The following is an 18,348-nucleotide window of genomic DNA, read 5'->3' on the forward strand; positions in this document are numbered from 1 at the left end:
AAAGATAAAATGAAAATAAATATATATCGCAATATTGCCAGAGGTATAACTTTGGTTTTTATATTAATTTTAAGTTCCTGTACCACATTAGAAAATGAGAATTTTAGCACTATAGTTGCTGAAGATTTTCATCCTACAAATGATGATGTTGCAGCATTAGTTGGATCTGGTTATACCGGATGGAGAGAGACTTTATTGTTGTGGAACGGGATATGGAGAACTCAGGAAGTAACTGCTGATGAAATCATCATACCTGCAAGGCCTAATGGTTGGGTTGACGGAGGTATTTTTAAAAGAATACATCAGCACGACTGGTACAAAGAAGATGATAATGTATTGCAGGGTTGGAACAGAACGTATTCTGGTATAACAAAATGCAATAGGCTTATTTATCAGGTAGAAACTGATTTTATTCCTTTGAATTCAGCAGCAAAAACAAAAATGCTTGCTGAATTAAAAGTATTAAGAGCATCTTATTATTATATCTTATTGGATTTGTATGGCAATGTTGCTTTAAGTACCGATTTTAATGTGCCTGAAGGCTATTTGCCTCCACAAGCTTCAAGACAGGAGATTTATAATTTTGTTGTTAGTGAAATTTTAAATAACATTAATGATCTGGACGATTTAAGTGTTTCTACAAAACAGGAGTATTATGGGAGATTCAATAAATGGGCAGCTTATACACTTTTGGCTAAAGTGTATCTAAATGCTCAGGTATATACAGGAACAGCTCGCTGGACAGAATGTATGGCTGCCTGTCAGGCGGTTATAGATTCAGGAAAATATTCTTTAGAAGCAAACCAGAAAAATGTGTTTATTACTGAGAATCAAAATTCTTCTGAAATTATTTTTGGGCTTGCTATTGATGGGAAATACACAACAGAGTTTAATCAGTTTGATATTCATATGCAAACTTTGCAGCCTGCTAATCAGGCTACTTATAATCTTAAATCGACTCCTTGGGGAGGGATGTGTGCAACTCCTCAGTTTATTGAGAGTTTTGATCCTGATGATAGCCGTTTAAAAGCCAACTTTATTTACGGGCCTCAGTATAGTTCAACCGGAGCTCCTTTAAAATGTACAATGGGGGCTTATGCTGGTCAGCCGTTGAGTTTTATTAATGTAGTGCCTAGCATCGATGCTTCTGAGGAAATTCACGGTTATCGTTTTGGTAAATTTGAAATAGCTAAAGGATCCAATAATATTTTGAGTAATGATTTTCCTTTATTTCGTTATGCAGATATTCTTATGATGAAAGCGGAATGCTTGTTGAGAACTAATAAAGCAGATGAGGCAGCCCAAATAGTAACACAAATAAGACAAAGAGCGTTTCTTGCCAATCCGGCGAAAGCTGTTGTTACCGGAGCGCAATTATTAGCAGGAAGCGCCTATGATTATGGGCGTAGAGATACTTATCAAACTACACACGAAGGTGGGGCCAATATCCAATACGGACGTTTTCTGGATGAATTGGCGTGGGAATTTAATCAGGAAGGAAGACGAAGACAGGATATGATACGTTTTGGTGTATTTACTACTAAGTCATGGTTTTCGCATAATGCAAGTGCCGATTATAGAAAATTATATCCAATACCACAGGCAGCAATGTTAACAAATGGAAATCTTAAACAAAATCCAGGTTATATAAATTAAATATCAAATGGCGGGCTTTTGTCCGCCATAATTATTAATTAACTCATTTTGAAATTAGAAGTAGAATTCAATATGCTATCACATTATTAGATAGAAATTGTACTATTTAATAAACACAACAATAATGATAAATTATAAATATATAGGAATTACGGTCATTGTTACGCTTATAATAGCCTGTTCGCAGACAAGAAAAACAACCGAAGCTCAGACTAAAGAAGTAACAGATAAAACTTTATTGATTTCAGGATATCCCATTGCTCCTGTAGCAATCAGTAAAGTGAAAATTACAGATGATTTTTGGCTGCCAATTATAAAAAGAGTACAGGAAAAAACCATAGAGTATGCTATTCAGAAATGTACAGAAGAAGGTCGTTTTGAAAACTTTCTGATAGCAGGTGGTGTAAAGAAAGGAACAGTAAAAGGTAAGATGCCATTTGATGATTCAGATGTTTATAAAATTATTGAGGGAGCATCAAATTCATTAATAAGTTCCCCGGATCCAAAACTCGAAGTATTATTGGATTCCCTTATAGGTATTATAAAAACAGGTCAGGAAAAAGACGGTTATCTTACTACCTGGCGCACCATAAATCCTGCTAAACCACCTGCTGACTGGGTTAAGGTTGATAAGGGGGTACGTTGGGAATATATGAATATGAGCCATGAAGAATATAATGCGGGACATATGTATGAAGCGGCTGCGGTACATTTCAAGGCAACAGGAAAGCGTAATTTTTTAGATATTGCCCTTAAAAATGCGGATCTTTTTGTAAAAACTTTTGGAGAAGGTAACGGACAGATTTTAGCAGTACCGGGACACCAAATTATTGAAACCGGTTTGGTAAAATTATACGAAATTACCGGAAAGAAAGACTATTTAAAATTAGCCAAATTCTTTTTAGACCATAGAGGGGATCCTAACAAAAAGGAAAACTATAAAGAATATGCACAGGATCACAAGCCTGTAATCCAGCAAGACGAGGTGGTTGGTCATGCTGTGAGAGCCGTATATATGTATGCAGGTATGACTGATATTGTGGCTATATATAAAGACAAAAGTTATCGTGAAGCAGTAGATAAGCTTTGGAATAATATGGTGGAGAAAAAGATATATGTTACCGGAGGTATTGGAGCCAAACACGATGGTGAAGCTTTTGGTGCAAATTATGAATTACCCAACCTTACCGCTTACAATGAAACTTGTGCAGCCATTGGAAGTGTGTATTGGAATAACCGTCTTTTTAATCTTACCGGAGATGTAAAATACAATGATTTACTGGAACGCATTATGTACAATGCAGTAATATCGGGTATGTCGTTAAAAGGTACTGAGTTTTTCTATCCAAATCCTCTTGAATCTGATGGGAAATACAATTTTAACATGGGGGCATGTACGCGCTCTGGCTGGTTTGATTGCTCATGCTGTCCAACTAATTTAATCCGTTTTATACCTGCTATACCGGGTCTTATTTATGCACAGGAAAAAGAAACGCTTTTTGTAAATCTGTATATGAGTAACAATGCGGACATAACTCTTGCTAATCATAGATTGAAAATAAATCAGAAAACAAATTACCCTTGGGACGGAAAGGTAAAACTGGATGTAAATCCTGAAAAGGAAGCTGTGTTTACTATAAAACTGCGAGTTCCCGGATGGGCCAGAAATGAGGTGATGCCAGGAGGTTTATACAGTTATAAAGACAAATCTTCTGCCTTGCCAACATTGGTAATCAATGGGAAAAAGCAGGATGTCAAAATTACGGATGGTTATTTTGTAATTAACCGTAAATGGAATAAGGAAGATAAGGTTGAGGTTAATTTTCCAATGAATATTCGTGAAGTGGTAGCGAGTGACAAAATTGTCGAAGATCAAAATAAAATAGCTTTAGAATATGGTCCACTTGTTTATGCGGTTGAAGAGGCTGATAATGTTAATGTCGACGCTATAGTATTAAATAGCAAAACTTCGTTAGAAGTTAAGGCACAGCCTAATTTATTAAAGGGAATTTATGTAATTCAGGGAGCTAACGGAAAAGATAAATTTACTGCAATTCCATATTATACCTGGAGTAACAGGGGTATTGGAAAAATGAAAGTTTGGCTTCCGAAAAAGGAGTAGATTTCTTAGGCAAGCAGAATGCTAATTTTTTTAAATTAAAAAACATAACATTAATGAGGAGATTAAATAGACTTGTGTTTATTATGCTATTAACTTTTACTATGGGGTTAAAAAGTTATTCGCAAAAAAATAATGTTTTAAATCCTTCAGATTTTAAACATTATATAGATGATTTTAATAGAAACGATAATGAACTTTATAAGCAATTTATAACAAATGATTCAGTTTGGAAATTTTTAAAATCGAATATTCCTTTTTTTGAATGTCCTGACAAAAATATTGAGTTGACTTATTATTTTAGATGGTGGACCTATAGAAAACATATTCAAAAAACACCTACAGGATACGTTATAACCGAATTTTTACCTAAAGTAAGTTGGTCTGAAAAATATAATACTATTGCCAGTGCGTCAGCACTTCATTTTTATGAAGGTAGATGGTTAAAGTCAAAAGAATATCTAAATGGTTATGCTAATTTTTGGTTTACAGAAGGTAATCCAAGAATGTATAGTTTTTGGGTTGCAAATTCATTATTAGAATACTATAAAGTAACAAATGATTTATCTATAATTGGTCTTCTGCCTCAATTAGTTAAGAATTATAAAGTTTGGGAAATAGGATGGGTTAAAAAAGGACATTTTATAGGTAAAAATAAAGATGGATTATTTAGTACATTCGATGATAGAGACGGTATGGAAATGCAAATAGGTGGGAGTGGAGAAAGACCTACAATTAATTCCTATATGTATGCAGAAGCCAAAGCTATTTCAGAGTTTGCAATGTTAGTTGGAAATAAAAAGCTTGTAAAAGAATTTGTAGCAAAAGCTGACAGTTTAAAAGTACTTGTTAATACTCAATTGTGGGATGAAAAGGCAAAATTTTACAAAACCCGATCAGAAAAAGATGGTCAATTTGTAGATGTAAGAGAATTACAAGGTTATACTCCATGGTACGTGAACTTGCCACCTGAAAATAAAGGCTATGAAAAAGCTTGGGAATTAATTACGACTAATAATGGGTTTAATGCTCCTTATGGATTAACAACGGCAGAACAAATTCATCCAAAATTTACAATTTCTTATGCAGGACACGAATGTCAGTGGAATGGGCCGGTTTGGCCAATGGCTACATCTATTACCCTTAAAGCTCTTTCAAATGTTATTAATAATTATAATCAAAATACAGTTACCAAACATGATTATTATGATCAATTTATAAAGTATAGCAATTCTCATCGAATTGTACTTGACAAGGGCAAAATATTACCTTGGATTGATGAAGATATGAATCCATACACCGGTGACTGGATTTCTCGCACCCGACTTAAAAATTGGGAAAACGGAACTTGGTCTGAGGAAAAAGGAGGTGTTGAAAGGGGAAAGGATTATAATCATTCTTCTTACTGTGACTTACTTATTTCTGATTTAATAGGACTAAAACCTCAAATAAATAATTCAGTTATAATTAATCCTCTTTTGCCTGAAGCTTCATGGGATTGGTTTTGTTTGGATAATGTTTATTACAAAGGCAAAACGCTAACAATTCTATTTGATAGATATGGAACAAAATATAATAAAGGGGTTGGATTAATGCTTTATGTTGATGGAGTATTAATGGGGCAAAAAGATAAAATAGAAAAGATGAAAGTGGAGTTGGATTAGAAAAAAACTAACTACTCAGGTATTGCTAAAGTAATTTTAATTATAAAAAGTTGGTTAGATCGTGTTAAACAGCAGATTCGTTTGGTTAGAATTGAATGTTTACACATAATGCCTGTCGGTGTGGTTTCCGACAGGCTTTTTTTATGGAAGTAATTGAATGTGATATGAAGACAGTTTGTGTTATAGTACCTTCACTTCTAAAATGATATTGTTTTTTTTAAAATAAGTAGCATAGTTTTTAACTGAACTATGCTACTTATTGCTAATCTAGATTCACATTTTCAGGGTTTTTTTGGTATAGCAGAAAACGACTCAAAAGTTTGATTATACAAAATACAACATAACTGCCTTTTTTATCTATTTGTATGAAATGTCAAAAATGCCGATAATAATTTATTTTTTCAATTATAAATACAATTATCGTTTTGTTTGTTACCTATATTTAGTAAATAAAAATCATCAGGTCTATTGCTAATAATTTTACTTTTGTTATAAGTTATAATAGAGAATCAAATCATTTAAAAAATCATGAAATACAAATTTTTAACTCTATCCGCTTTTATAGCGTTAAGTTTTACCACAAAAGCCCAAAAGCTCTCAAAGCCGCTCTGGGAGAGTCAAAATCTGGCTGTACCAGAATCGGTGTTGTATAGTGCAACTGAAAAAAGTCTGTACGTAAGTCTGATTGACGGAGCGGGGAATGTAAAAGATGGAAAAGGAGGTATTGTTGTTCTTAATACAGATGGTAGTGTGAAAAAAGCCAACTGGGTTGAAGGTTTGAACGCTCCTAAAGGTTTGGCTCTTTATAAAAAAACGCTCTTTGTGGCAGATATTGACGCTGTGGTAAGTATTGATATTGCGACTGGAAAAATCATTAATAAACTGGAAATTGAAAATGCTGTTTTCCTGAACGATGTAACGGTAGATGATAAAGGAGTGGTTTATGTATCCGATACGCGTACCAATAAAATATATCGCATAAACAATGGTAAAAGCGAACTTTATTTAGAAAACGTTACCAATGTTAATGGTTTAAAATGGATTAATAAAAATCTATACGTTTTGGCCGGTACAGAGCTTTGGAAAATTGATGAAAAGAAAAATAGAAGCGTTCTGGCTAAAGGTTTTGAAAAACCGGGAGATGGTGTGGAGCAACTTAAAAACGGCGATTTTATAGTGAGCTGCTGGGCAGGTTTGGTTTATTATGTAAAAGCCAATGGCGAAATAAAGAAATTACAGGATGTACAAGGGCAAATGAACACCGCTGATTTGGGTTATAATGCAAAGGAAAATGTATTATATATCCCAACTTTTAATCATAATAGTGTGATTGCCTATAAATTGTTGGAAAACTAAAAATAATTAAGTTAACGTTCTCAGGACAAGACTTAAAAATAGAAAAGCCTTTACAGCAATGTAAAGGCTTTTCTGTGTAAAAAAGTTTAGTGCAAAAAAAAAGCCACTCAATTTCTTGAATGGCTTCCTAAAAAAAAGCTCCCCCTCTTGGGCTCGAACCAAGGACCCTCTGATTAACAGTCAGATGCTCTAACCAACTGAGCTAAGGAGGAAACTGTATATTTAATATGCGTAAGGAACGTATTTGTTTGCTAAATTTTAGCTGTAGTAGCTTGTGCTTAGCGGTTGCAAATATAAGATGTTTTTTGAATGTGGCAAATAAAAGAGTTGTTAATTCATAATGGATTTAAAAAGTTTAGCGCAAAAAAAAAGACTATCATTGCTGATAGTCTTTTCTAAAAAAGCTCCCCCTCTTGGGCTCGAACCAAGGACCCTCTGATTAACAGTCAGATGCTCTAACCAACTGAGCTAAGGAGGAAACTGTATATTTAATATGCGTAAGGAACGTGTTTGTTTGCTAAATTTTAGCTGTGTGAGCTTGTTCTTAGCGGATGCAAATATAAGACGTTTTTTGAATGTGGCAAACAAAAAATGAAATTTTTTCCATTTTTTTTACTTCCCAATAATTGCCTTGTAAATGTCATTCCCATTAGCAAATAGTAGTAGTGAGATAAGTAAAACAAAACCAACCATTTGAGCATTTTCCAGGAATTTATCGCTAGGTTTTTTACCTGAAACCATTTCGTATAATAAAAACATAACATGACCACCATCAAGTGCCGGAATAGGTAATAAGTTCATAACGCCAAGCATGATTGATAACAAAGCAGTAATGTTCCAAAACACTTCCCAGCTCCAAGAATCAGGAAATACATTGTAAATCGCATGAAAACCACCCACACCTTTATACGCTCCCGTACTCGGATTGAAAATCATTTTCAATTGCTTGCCATAACCTACTAATTGGTCTTTACCTCTTTCGATTCCTATTGGAATTGATTCCAAGAAACTATAACTTTCTTTGCTAAATTTGTAGTAGCCTAATTTTTCTAGATTATCTTCTTTTAAAGATCCTGGATAAATCCCTAGTTTACCTTCCTTGTCCACTTCAAACGTAACAGGAGTTTCTTTTAGGTCTCTTAAAACAATTCCGTTGATTTTCTTTCCTTTATTGGCTTCTGAAATAGCTATGGCTTGGTCAAAATATTTTACAGCAACTCCATTAAGAGAAACGATAATGTCTTTTGGTTTCACGGCTTCTTTGTTTTTAGAAGTATCCGTAAAACTTCCCACTACAAATGGCATTCTCAAGACAATTACTCCTTTTTTATCGGTGTCTAAAAAATTACCAATAAAATTTACTGGCAAGGTTATGGTTTTTTCTTTACCATTTCTTTCTATCAAAACCTCTTTGGCTGTCAAAATATTCATGCTAACAACTGGTTCAAAACGTTCTATTTTTTCTCCGTCTATAGCAATGATTTTGTCTCCTGTTTTAATTCCAGCTTTTTCAACCACAGGATTGGTTACCCAAATACCGTCTTTTAAAGAGTCGTTTTTGATGTAATAATCGCCATAAGCAAAAGCCATCCCAATATAAATAATAAAAGCCAAAATAAAGTTGACTGTAACTCCGCCCAACATAATAATCAAACGTTGCCAGGCCGGTTTAGAACGAAATTCCCAAGGCTGTGGAGGTAAAGCCATTTGCTCTTTGTCCATGCTTTCGTCAATCATACCGGAAATTTTTACGTAACCGCCTAGTGGTAACCATCCAATTCCGTATTCGGTTTCGCCAATTTTCTTTTTTAGCAACGAATATTTTACGTCAAAAAACAAATAGAATTTTTCGACTCTGGTTTTAAATAATTTAGCAGGAATAAAATGTCCTAACTCGTGTAATATAATTAATAATGATAAACTCAATAAAAATTGAGAAAGCTTGATAATTATTTCCATTTTTTAATTTCGGTTCTTAATATATTCGGCTAAAGTAACATTTTCTGTTTTAGTGGCAAAAATTTAAAATTAGCTTGGGTAATAAATGTTTGTTAATAATTTTCATTTTGCTTTGCGAAGCGTAACTTTACGTTTCTCTAAAAATAAATAGTATGGCATCTTTATTATTTTCTCCACTGTCGATAAAAAGTATTACGCTAAAAAACAGAGTTGTGATTTCTCCAATGTGCCAATATTCATCAATTGATGGTTTTGCTAACGATTGGCATTTGGTGCATTTAGGCAGCCGAGCCAGCGGCGGAGCGGGGTTAGTTATTCAGGAAGCAACGGCTGTTGCTCCCGAAGGACGGATTTCACCTGAAGATTTAGGAATTTGGAAGGACGAACATATAGAAAAATTGAAAGCCATTACCGCTTTTATCAAAAGTCAAAATGCTGTTCCGGGCATTCAATTAGCGCATGCCGGACGAAAAGCCAGTGTTTCGTCGCCCTGGAAAGGCAATAAAAAACTCCAGTCTTCAGAAGGTGGTTGGCAAACTGTAGCTCCATCTGCTATTCCGTATCATGAAACCGAACCTTTTCTTCCGAAATCTTTAGATAAACAAGGAATACAAAAATTAATTTCCGATTTTAAATCAGCAACCCAAAGAGCGGTGCAGGCCGGTTATGAAGTATTGGAAATTCATGCCGCTCATGGTTATTTAAATCATCAGTTTTTATCGCCTTTATCGAATCAAAGAACCGATGAATACGGAGGTAGTTTTGAAAACCGAATCCGTTTTACAATGGAAGTTCTCGAAGCAGTACAATCCGAATGGCCGAAAGATTTACCTTTGTTTGTTCGAATCTCAGCTACCGATTGGGCAGAAGGAGGCTGGAATATCGAAGAATCAATTCAGTTTTCTGAAATTCTAAAAGAAAAAGGAGTCGATTTAATCGATGTTTCTTCGGGAGGTTTGGTTTCGTATCAAAAAATTCCGTTAGAGCCGGGCTATCAGGTTCCTTTTGCTGAAAAAATAAAAAGTGAAACAGGGATTTTAACCGGAGCCGTTGGTTTAATTACCGAAGCAAATCAGGCTGAAGAAATTATTAAAAGTGGAAAAGCTGATTTGGTTTTATTTGCCAGAGAATCGTTGCGCAATCCTAATTTGGGATTGGATTTTGCGAGAGCATTAGGAGATGATGTGGCTTGGCCAAAACAATACGAAAGAGCGAAATAATTTTAGATTGCTGATTTTAGAGTTTAGAATTCTGAAATCAATATTCTAATAAATCTAAAATTTACATTCTAAAATCTAAAATAAAAAAACATGAAAAAAATAAAAGCAGCCATACTTTCTTATGGAATGTCGGGAAAAGTATTTCAGGCTCCATTTTTAGAATTGCATCCCGGTTTTGAATTATTAGGTTCCTGGGAAAGAAGTAAAAAATTAATTCAGGAAGATTATCCTGAGGTAAAAAGCTATGCGTCTATTGACGAAATATTGGCTTCTGATGCTGATTTGGTGGTTGTCAATACGCCAATAGACACGCATTTTGAATATGCTAAAAGAGTTTTGGAAGCAGGAAAACATGCAATTGTTGAAAAAGCATTTACGACAACAGTTGCCGAAGCCCTGGAATTAGATGCTTTGGCCAAAGCAAAAGGATTAAAGTTAGCCGTTTTCCAAAACAGAAGATGGGACAGCGATTTGAAAACCGTACGCCAAATTTTATTAGATGGCGTTCTGGGCGAAATTGTGGAAGCCGAATTTCATTTTGACCGTTACAATCCACTTTTGAGTCCTAAAGCACATAAGGAAACCGTGAATTCAGGTTCCGGAATTCTGAAAGATTTGGGGCCGCATTTAATTGATCAGGCCTTGTATTTATTTGGTTTTCCAAAATCCGTTTTTGCCGATATCAGAACTACCCGTGAAAATTCGGTGGTAGATGACTGGGTGGATTTATTATTGTATTATGATGATTTGAGAGTGCGTTTGAAAGCGAGTTTCTTTGTGCGCGAACCTAATCCTGCCTATGTGATTCATGGTAAAAAAGGTTCGTTCTTAAAACCGCGTGGCGATGTGCAGGAAGATGATTTGAAAGTAATGAAAAAACCAAATTTGGATTCCTGGGGAACAGAACCTTTGGACAAAGAAGGTTTTTTACACACTGAAATTGACGGCAGAATCATGCACGGAAAAATTCCAACACTTCAGGGGAATTATTATGATTTTTTTGACGGGGTTTACAATTCGATTGTTAATGATACAGCCGAGCCAGTAACCGCTGAAGACGGAGCAAAAGTGATGCAAATTATTGAAGCTGCAATCCTGAGCAAGAACGAAAAAAGAGTAGTCGATTTATAAAATATTTCAGCTACAATCTATAACCGCAGATTTGCAGATTAAATACAATCTGTGGCTCAAGCGATAGCGAACTGGCGAAGCAATCTGCGGTTTTTGTTTTAATTAAATCTGTGCTAATTTGCTAAAATCCGTTTCATCTGCGTTCCGTCTAAGCATAAACTTATAAACGATAACGATGTATTATTGCCTGCTTCAATTAAATTAACAGGCGGTGAAAATTCCTTTTTGTATTTTTGCATATTCAATCCCTAAACACTACGCCTTTGTTACGATTAAATTTATTAGGAAGCTTCAGAGCACAAGGAAAAATCAAAAAGAGTTTTAGAAATGCTAAACTTTCTTATTTGAACAGAGTACGTTTTGCTGTGGCTTCTTTTTATTTTGGTATGGGATTGTGTTTTGCTACCTGGGCAAGTAGAATTCCGGATATTAGAGTAGCATTGCATCTTAGTGATGCCGATTTGGGTTCTATTCTTTTTGCTTTACCAGTGGGACAATTAACCATGATGGCTTTTTCGGGAAAATTAGTTACCCGCTATGGTAGTCATCGTTTGGTGGTGTTGTCGTTGAGTATGTATGCTTTTTGTCTGACCAATTTAGGTTTGGCAACCAATGCCTGGCAATTGGCTTTGGGATTGTATGTGTTTGGGATGTTTGGTAACATGAACAACATCGCTGTAAATACCCAGGGAGTTTATACTGAACAGCTTTTTAAAAGAACCATTATGGCTTCTTTTCATGGGGTTTGGAGTTTTGCCGGTTTTACGGGAGCTTTAGTGGGACTGGGAATGTTGGCTTTAAAGTTAACTCCGCATCATCATTTTATTATTGTGGCAATTATTACGGCATTGCTTATTATTTTTAATTATAAATATTTGGTGAAAGCCAAAGAAAAACGAAAAGCCCCGGAGAAGAAAAAACTGTTTTCAAAACCCGATACGGCTTTAATCTGGCTTGGAATCATTGGTTTTGGTTCGATGGCAAGTGAAGGAATTATGTTTGATTGGAGCGGACTCTATTTTAAAGATATTGTTCAGGCACCCGGACCCTTAATTATTCTGGGTTATACTTCTTTTATGATTATGATGGCTACCGGGCGTTTTCTTGGGGACGGAATGATCAATAAATTTGGTAGAAAAACAGTATTACAAACTGGAGGAATTTTAATCTCAACCGGACTTTTTACAGCGGTATTTTTGCCGTTTTTAATTCCTTCCACCATAGGTTTTATGTTGGTAGGATTAGGTGTTTCGACTATTGTGCCTACATTGTATAGTTTGGCTGGAAAACACCCAACGATTCCTCCCGGCGAAGCTTTAACGGCTGTTTCGAGTGTAAGTTTCCTAGGTTTTTTAATGGGACCTCCCGTAATTGGGTATATAGCTGAATTATTCGGACTTAGATTCTCATTTGCTTTTATTGGGATCTTCGGAATCCTGATTGCCTTTTTAGTGCCAAGAATTAAAGTGATTCAGTAAATTTTTAGGAGCACAATATATTTTTTTACATAAGAGAGTATCACCCGCTGTACGCAGTATCTTTTTATCTGTTTTTAAGAAAAAGATAAAAAGGATACTCGCTGCCATCGGGGCTATTGATGAGGTTTAGTTTTTATAACAAAACAATAGTAAAAAACTTTCAAAAAAATTATTCTGTTAAATAATTTTTTTCTTACTTTTAATTAATCGAAAGTGATAAATGAATTTTTGTAATTTGTTTAATACCACCGCTTTCGTTTTTAACCCTATTTCCAAAAATAACAATCCTATTGACAATGAAATATTCCTTTTTCGGGATGTTTTTGTTATGCTCATCAATTACGTTTTCAAATTGTATTACCAAGTAATTCTTCTTTTTTCAATAAAGAAAAATGACGGATAATTCTATTGGGCTTATGAGATATTTTGTGGTTTTAGTTTTCTGTATAGGGTCGGTCAATTTGGTGTTGGCACAAAATCAGGCGAGAATTTCAGCCAAGGTTTTAGATGCCAAAACACTAAAACCTTTGGTTTCTACGGTGGTTTCTATTCAAAACACCAATTATACACAGCTGACTAATTCGGAGGGAATTGTTGTTTTTGAAGCCATTCCATCAGCGGATTATTTAGTGCTTTTTCATAGTCAGGGCTATAAAGATGCCTTGTTTCCGGTTTCAATTCAAAATACATTAGTATTGGATTTAGGGACTATCTTGTTGGAATCAGATCAGGTTGCTGACCAACAGGCAGCCGTGATTCAGCTTTTTGAAGACGATTTAACCGATGATAACAGCAGTTCCGAAAGTACCTCGGGGTTATTGCAATCTTCTAAAGATGCTTTTCAGCAGGCCACTGCTTTCAACTGGGGACAGGCGCGTTTTAGAATTCGTGGTTTAGATAGTGAGAACGCCACTACAATGATTAACGGAATCGCAATGAACAAACTTTATGATGGGAGACCGCAATGGAACAACTGGGGCGGACTCAACGATGCCACACGAAATCAGGAATTTTCAATAGGAACCGCTCCGTCTGATTATACTTTTGGAGGGATTCTCGGGACACAGCAAATCAACACTCGGGCTTCTGTTTATCGATCAGGATGCCGGATTAGTTTTGCGGGAACCAATACTAATTATAATTGGCGAATGATGGCAACTTATGTTTCAGGCATGAGCAATTCGGGTTGGGCTTATGTGGTTTCGGCTGGGAAACGTTATGCTCAGGAAGGCTATTTTGACGGAACAACTTATGATGCCAATTCTCTTTTTTTAAGTGCCGAAAAGAAATTGAACGATAAGCATTCGATTAATATCACCGGATTTTATACACCAAACGAACGCGGGAAAAATTCGCCAAACACTGATGAAGTGACTCATTTAATGAGTGAAACCTACAATTCTTACTGGGGTTTTCAAAATGGAGAAAAAAGAAATTCCAGAGTAAAAACGGTCGAAGAACCCATCATTATGCTGAATCATTATTTTAAGATAAACGATCACAGCAACCTGAATTCGGGATTGATGTATCAGTTTGGAAAAATAGGCAACAGCAATATCGATTATCAAAATGTCAATAGTCCTGATCCCACTTATTTCAGGAAAATGCCAAGCTATTACAGTTCGATGTATGCGGCAGATAACGGAGAATTCTCAGGCGATTTCACACCTGATTATGATAATGCCGAGAAAAACAGAATTGCTTTTTTAGCGAATCCTCAAATCGATTGGGAAGCGATGTACAGGGCAAATCAGAATCCAATTGTCGATAATAATTCAAAGATAATTGGTTATGAAGCTGCCCAAAGTCATTATGTGTTGTACGAAGACCGAAATGATGATAAAACAATTGCGGTGAATTCGAATTTTAATTCTCAGCTTAGTGAAAACTTGATTGTCAATGCGGGAATTTCATTTCGCGATTTGCAATCGCATAATTACCAAAAACTGCTGGATTTATTAGGAGGTAGTTTTTTTGAAGATATCGACGGTTTTTACAGTGGTACTCAGGCGCAATCAGATTTGAATTATCCCAATAGAACAGTAAAAGTGGGTGATAGTTACGGATACAATTATAAACTTTCGACTCAGGTTTTGGAGGCGTTTACACAGTTTAAGTTTTCCTATGATAAAATTGATTTTTATCTGGCACAGTCTTTTTCCAAAACCAATTATCAACGAAATGGCTTGTACAAAAACGGAATTTATCCGACGATTTCTTTTGGCGAAAGCCCAAAACTGAACTTTGAGAATTTTGGTTTTAAAGGTGGAATGCTATTTAAAATTTCGGGTAAACAATCGTTGTATTTTAATGCGGCTCATTTGACTAAGGCGCCTAATTTGAGAAATAGTTTTTCGAATGCGCGGTTGAATAATACCGTTGTTGACGGCTTGGAAAGTGAAACCTTGAATAGTGTTGATGCGACTTATGTTTTCAGAACGCCTAAGCTAAAAACGAGAGTAACCGCCTATTATTCGACAATTAAAGATGCTACAAAAATTAGCTTTTTTTACGCCGAAGGAATTTTTGATAATGAAGCGGGCTACACCAATACGAATGCTTTTGTGAGTCAGACTTTAACAGATTTAGATAGAAAGAATTTAGGTGCCGAATTGAGCTTGGAATACCAAATGAGTCCAACTTTAAAAACTACTTTTTCAGCGGCTTATGGGCGATATACTTATGACAGTAATCCAAATGTGAGTATTAACAACGATGCGGTGGCTACGGTAGAAAATACCAATCCGTCTTATGATTTTGGCACCGCATTTTTAAAAAATTATAAACAGGCCGGAATGCCGCAGCAGGCGTATAGTTTAGGCTTGGAATACCGTGACCCGAAATATTGGTGGATTGGAACTAATATGAATTATTTGGCTGACACTTATATTGATGTTTCGCCTATTTCCAGAACCAATCGGTTTTATATCAATCCTGCCAGTGGGTTTCCGTTTCCGGAAGCTACTGAAGAAAGAGCAGCGGAATTATTACAACAAGAAAAATTGGATTCGATGGTTTTACTCAATTTAATAGGTGGAAAATCCTGGCGGATTAAAGGGAAAAATCTCGGACTTTTTGCAAGTATCAATAATTTGCTTGACAGCAAATACAAAACAGGTGGTTACGAACAAGCCCGAAATGCCAATTTCAGGCAACTCAATCAGGATGTTTCCAGCGGAACGCCTTCGTTTGGTAACAAGTATTTTTACGGGTACGGCAGGACTTATTTTGTGAATCTCTACTTCAGTTTTTAATTTAAAATTCGAGCTATTATGAGCAATTATACTTTCCGATTTGTTTTAATGTTTTCGATATTAGTTTTTGGAGCTTGTGCCAATGATGCAACGGAAATTCCGAAGTTAGTGTGCAATCAACCCAATTTTGAAGTCAACAAAAAAGTTAGCGATATTCAAAAAACAGCTACCGAAATTGTGGCTCAATATCCGTATGACGATGTGATTGAAGCTTATGTGGTCTCCAGTGATGAAAACGGCAATTTTTTCAAGACGATCTCGTTTCAAACCCTGGCTACCGCTACAACTCCTTCAATTGGGTTTAGTGTTCCGGTTGATGCGACTAATTTGTATGTTGATTATCGGATAGGGAATAAGGTGTGTGTAAAATTAAAAGATCAGTACACCGATTTGTATTATGGTGGTTTGCGAATTGGTAGTTTGTATGTAAATGCTTTTAATCAGGGCGGTGTGGGACGGCTTTCGCAAAACGATTATAAGAAGGTATTAAACGCTTCCTGCACCAATGTGAAAGAGGAACAATTGGTTCGTTCGATTGGTTTGGGCGAAATCAATGACAGTCATTTGAATACGCTGATTGAATTGTCGAATGTGCAGTTTACCGAGCCGGCCATTGGACGTCATTATTATGAAGAAGCGAATGATGTGGGCGGAGCGACTAATTGGAATTTGGTGGACAAAAGTGGCAATCAGCTTATTTTCAGAACCAGTAGTTTTGCTGATTTTTCAAAAAGTATAGTACCCAACGGAAGCGGAAAAGTGCGGGGCGTTTTGACCAAATATGCCACCGATTATCAATTAATTGCCAGAAAAGAAGCCGATGTTCAAATGACGGGAAAGCGTAATATTCCGTTTTTTGTGGAAGATTTTCAATCGGTTACGGATGGTACTAATTTGAGTTTGCCAGGTTGGAGCAACATTATTGAAGCGGGAGCTATTGTATGGAAAGGCGGAATTTCGTCGACTAATGGTTATGCCGAATTTGCGATTACGGGAACTAAAGTAGCATCGAATATTGTTTGGTTAATTTCGCCCAAAATAGATATGGATTTGCATACTAATGAAAGTCTTTCGTTTAGAACAGCCCAGCATAATCTGGATGTAGATTCTCCGTTAAATACTCTCGAAGTTTATATTTCTAATAATTTTGACGGGCTTAATATTAAAACGGCTACCTGGACTAAAGTTGCGGCAAGAATCCCAACTCAGGCTACGCTCTGGAATGAGTTTATTGGTTCAGGAGCTATTGACTTATCTAGTTACACCGGAAAAATTAATATAGCTTTCAAATACATTGGTTCCGGTAAAGACACAGCTTTAGACGGTGCTTTTCAGGTAGATGATGTGCAGGTTTATGGGGATTAGTTTAGCTTGTATTTCTTTTGAAGGTAAGGAGTTAATTTTTCAAAAGGAATAATTGCCCAATCTATAAAGTCACAAGTAGGGGAATGATTAAAACTAAATAATATTCCTTGTTTTGTTATGGCAAAATTAGGGATGGCCCATGTACTTACTTTGTTTAAATCGCAATTGTTGGATTGCATTTTTTCAGGATACAATTCGTTTAAAATAGCAAATACTTTAGGAGCAAAAAGCTTTTTTCGGTATTCGTAAGTTTCGGAAATAGCATTAGCGTCTGGTTTTGCATTTTTTTCATCAAACCAAATGATATCTTCTAAAGCAATTGGTACACCATTTTGAAGATTCAGGACAAACGCTTGTTGTGTTTTGACCGGATTTTGATTTTTTAAAATAGTATTCGAAATAAGTTTGAAACTGAGTAGTGTTTCGTTTAATAAAGTTATTTGAGGTTGAAATGTTAAGTTTTCTCTATTAGGATTGTATTGAAAATAAGTATGAATTAATGACAATTGTATATTCTCAAGGACAGTATTAATGCTGTCCGGTTTTATTTTTTTAGTTTCACTTTCTAATCTAAAAAGACTAATATTGGATTCTTTTTCCAAATACCAGTTCAGCGTAAAATGTTTAGAGATTTTTTCGGTTTTTGTTTTTTCCAAATTGAGAATGGAAATTTTATAGGCATCATAAAGGTCTAATTCTTTATTCTGAGAATAAGAATAATATTTGGAATCCAGATTAATCACTATTGGACTTAGAATAAGATTGATTTTTTTGTTAGCGCCTTCACGCCAAAATCCTTTCCAGTTTCCGTCTTTCTCTTCTTTGATAACTAAACTTATTTCTTTTTTTTGATTATCGGTTGAGGTAAAATTCCAAGTGTTGCCCATTGGATTCCCTTCAAGATAATTATCTGTTTTTTCTTCGATGAAAAAATAGTTTAGATAGCGGACTGGGGATTCATTGAAGCATTTGATTTTTAATACTATTGTTTTTTCATCCACCTTACCTTGTAGAAAATAAGTTTTATCTACATGTGCTGCTATTTTTGCCGATCCTGTGAAACAAGAGATAAAAAAAATCAATATTAAAATTAGATGGAACGTTGGTTTTTTCATTTTTTTATTAAAAAAACGACTCGTAATCTTT

The 18,348-nt window shown here is 35.4% G+C and carries 11 protein-coding genes and 2 tRNA genes; 9 read left to right on the plus strand and 4 right to left on the minus strand.

The annotated features are described in order from the left end of the window. Positions 1-9 precede the first annotated feature (9 nt). The 4 genes from BLR17_RS03265 to BLR17_RS03280 all read left to right on the plus strand — a co-directional run bounded on the left by BLR17_RS03265 (position 10) and on the right by BLR17_RS03280 (position 6,795). Entirely contained in the window at positions 10-1,656 is a 1,647-nt protein-coding gene (locus BLR17_RS03265; RefSeq protein ID WP_066328471.1) for a RagB/SusD family nutrient uptake outer membrane protein, read from the plus strand. A gap of 124 nt (positions 1,657-1,780) precedes the next feature. Continuing rightward, positions 1,781-3,778 (plus strand): glycoside hydrolase family 127 protein, encoded by a 1,998-nt coding sequence (locus BLR17_RS03270; protein ID WP_083189349.1) that lies wholly within the window; start codon positions 1,781-1,783, stop codon positions 3,776-3,778. Beyond that, positions 3,757-5,439, plus strand: coding sequence for an MGH1-like glycoside hydrolase domain-containing protein (locus BLR17_RS03275; protein ID WP_217635883.1), 1,683 nt, complete (start codon positions 3,757-3,759; stop codon positions 5,437-5,439). The genes BLR17_RS03270 and BLR17_RS03275 overlap by 22 nt, the downstream gene beginning before the upstream one ends. A 528-nt stretch (positions 5,440-5,967) precedes the next feature. Further along, the gene (locus BLR17_RS03280) at positions 5,968-6,795 is read left to right on the plus strand and encodes an SMP-30/gluconolactonase/LRE family protein (RefSeq protein ID WP_066327688.1); all 828 of its coding nucleotides are present in this window, start codon (positions 5,968-5,970) and stop codon (positions 6,793-6,795) included. 138 nt (positions 6,796-6,933) lie between these two features. Here BLR17_RS03280 and BLR17_RS03285 read toward each other — a convergent pair. The 3 genes from BLR17_RS03285 to rseP all read right to left on the minus strand — a co-directional run bounded on the left by BLR17_RS03285 (position 6,934) and on the right by rseP (position 8,754). Then, a tRNA-Asn gene (locus tag BLR17_RS03285) sits at positions 6,934-7,007 on the minus strand. Positions 7,008-7,199: 192 nt separating this feature from the next. Beyond that, positions 7,200-7,273, minus strand: a tRNA-Asn gene (locus tag BLR17_RS03290). A 134-nt stretch (positions 7,274-7,407) separates the two neighbouring features. Beyond that, complete coding sequence (gene rseP, locus BLR17_RS03295; RefSeq protein ID WP_066327681.1) at positions 7,408-8,754, minus strand: RIP metalloprotease RseP; 1,347 nt, start codon at positions 8,752-8,754, stop codon at positions 7,408-7,410. Between the two features lie 152 nt (positions 8,755-8,906). Here rseP and BLR17_RS03300 point away from each other — a divergent pair, with 152 nt between their 5' ends. The 5 genes from BLR17_RS03300 (at position 8,907) to BLR17_RS03325 (ending at position 17,202) form a co-directional block, all read left to right on the plus strand. Beyond that, the gene (locus tag BLR17_RS03300) at positions 8,907-9,974 is read left to right on the plus strand and encodes an NADH:flavin oxidoreductase/NADH oxidase (RefSeq protein ID WP_066327679.1); all 1,068 of its coding nucleotides are present in this window, start codon (positions 8,907-8,909) and stop codon (positions 9,972-9,974) included. A 90-nt stretch (positions 9,975-10,064) separates the two neighbouring features. Further along, on the plus strand, positions 10,065-11,105 hold the full coding sequence (locus BLR17_RS03305; protein ID WP_066327677.1) for a Gfo/Idh/MocA family protein: 1,041 nt from the start codon (positions 10,065-10,067) through the stop codon (positions 11,103-11,105). A gap of 263 nt (positions 11,106-11,368) precedes the next feature. Continuing rightward, positions 11,369-12,583, plus strand: a complete 1,215-nt coding sequence (locus BLR17_RS03310) for an MFS transporter (RefSeq protein WP_066327675.1) — start codon at positions 11,369-11,371, stop codon at positions 12,581-12,583. A gap of 392 nt (positions 12,584-12,975) precedes the next feature. Continuing rightward, positions 12,976-15,837 carry a TonB-dependent receptor domain-containing protein gene (locus tag BLR17_RS03320; protein WP_245683112.1) on the plus strand — a complete coding sequence of 954 codons (2,862 nt, stop codon included), beginning with the start codon at positions 12,976-12,978 and terminating at the stop codon, positions 15,835-15,837. An 18-nt stretch (positions 15,838-15,855) separates the two neighbouring features. Then, positions 15,856-17,202, plus strand: a complete 1,347-nt coding sequence (locus BLR17_RS03325; RefSeq protein ID WP_066327670.1) for a DUF5689 domain-containing protein — start codon at positions 15,856-15,858, stop codon at positions 17,200-17,202. Here BLR17_RS03325 and BLR17_RS03330 read toward each other — a convergent pair. Beyond that, the gene (locus BLR17_RS03330) at positions 17,199-18,317 is read right to left on the minus strand and encodes a hypothetical protein (protein WP_066327667.1); all 1,119 of its coding nucleotides are present in this window, start codon (positions 18,315-18,317) and stop codon (positions 17,199-17,201) included. The genes BLR17_RS03325 and BLR17_RS03330 overlap by 4 nt on opposite strands. Positions 18,318-18,348: the final 31 nt, after the last annotated feature.

This window comes from Flavobacterium glycines, from assembly GCF_900100165.1.
GTDB classification, from domain to species: domain Bacteria; phylum Bacteroidota; class Bacteroidia; order Flavobacteriales; family Flavobacteriaceae; genus Flavobacterium; species Flavobacterium glycines.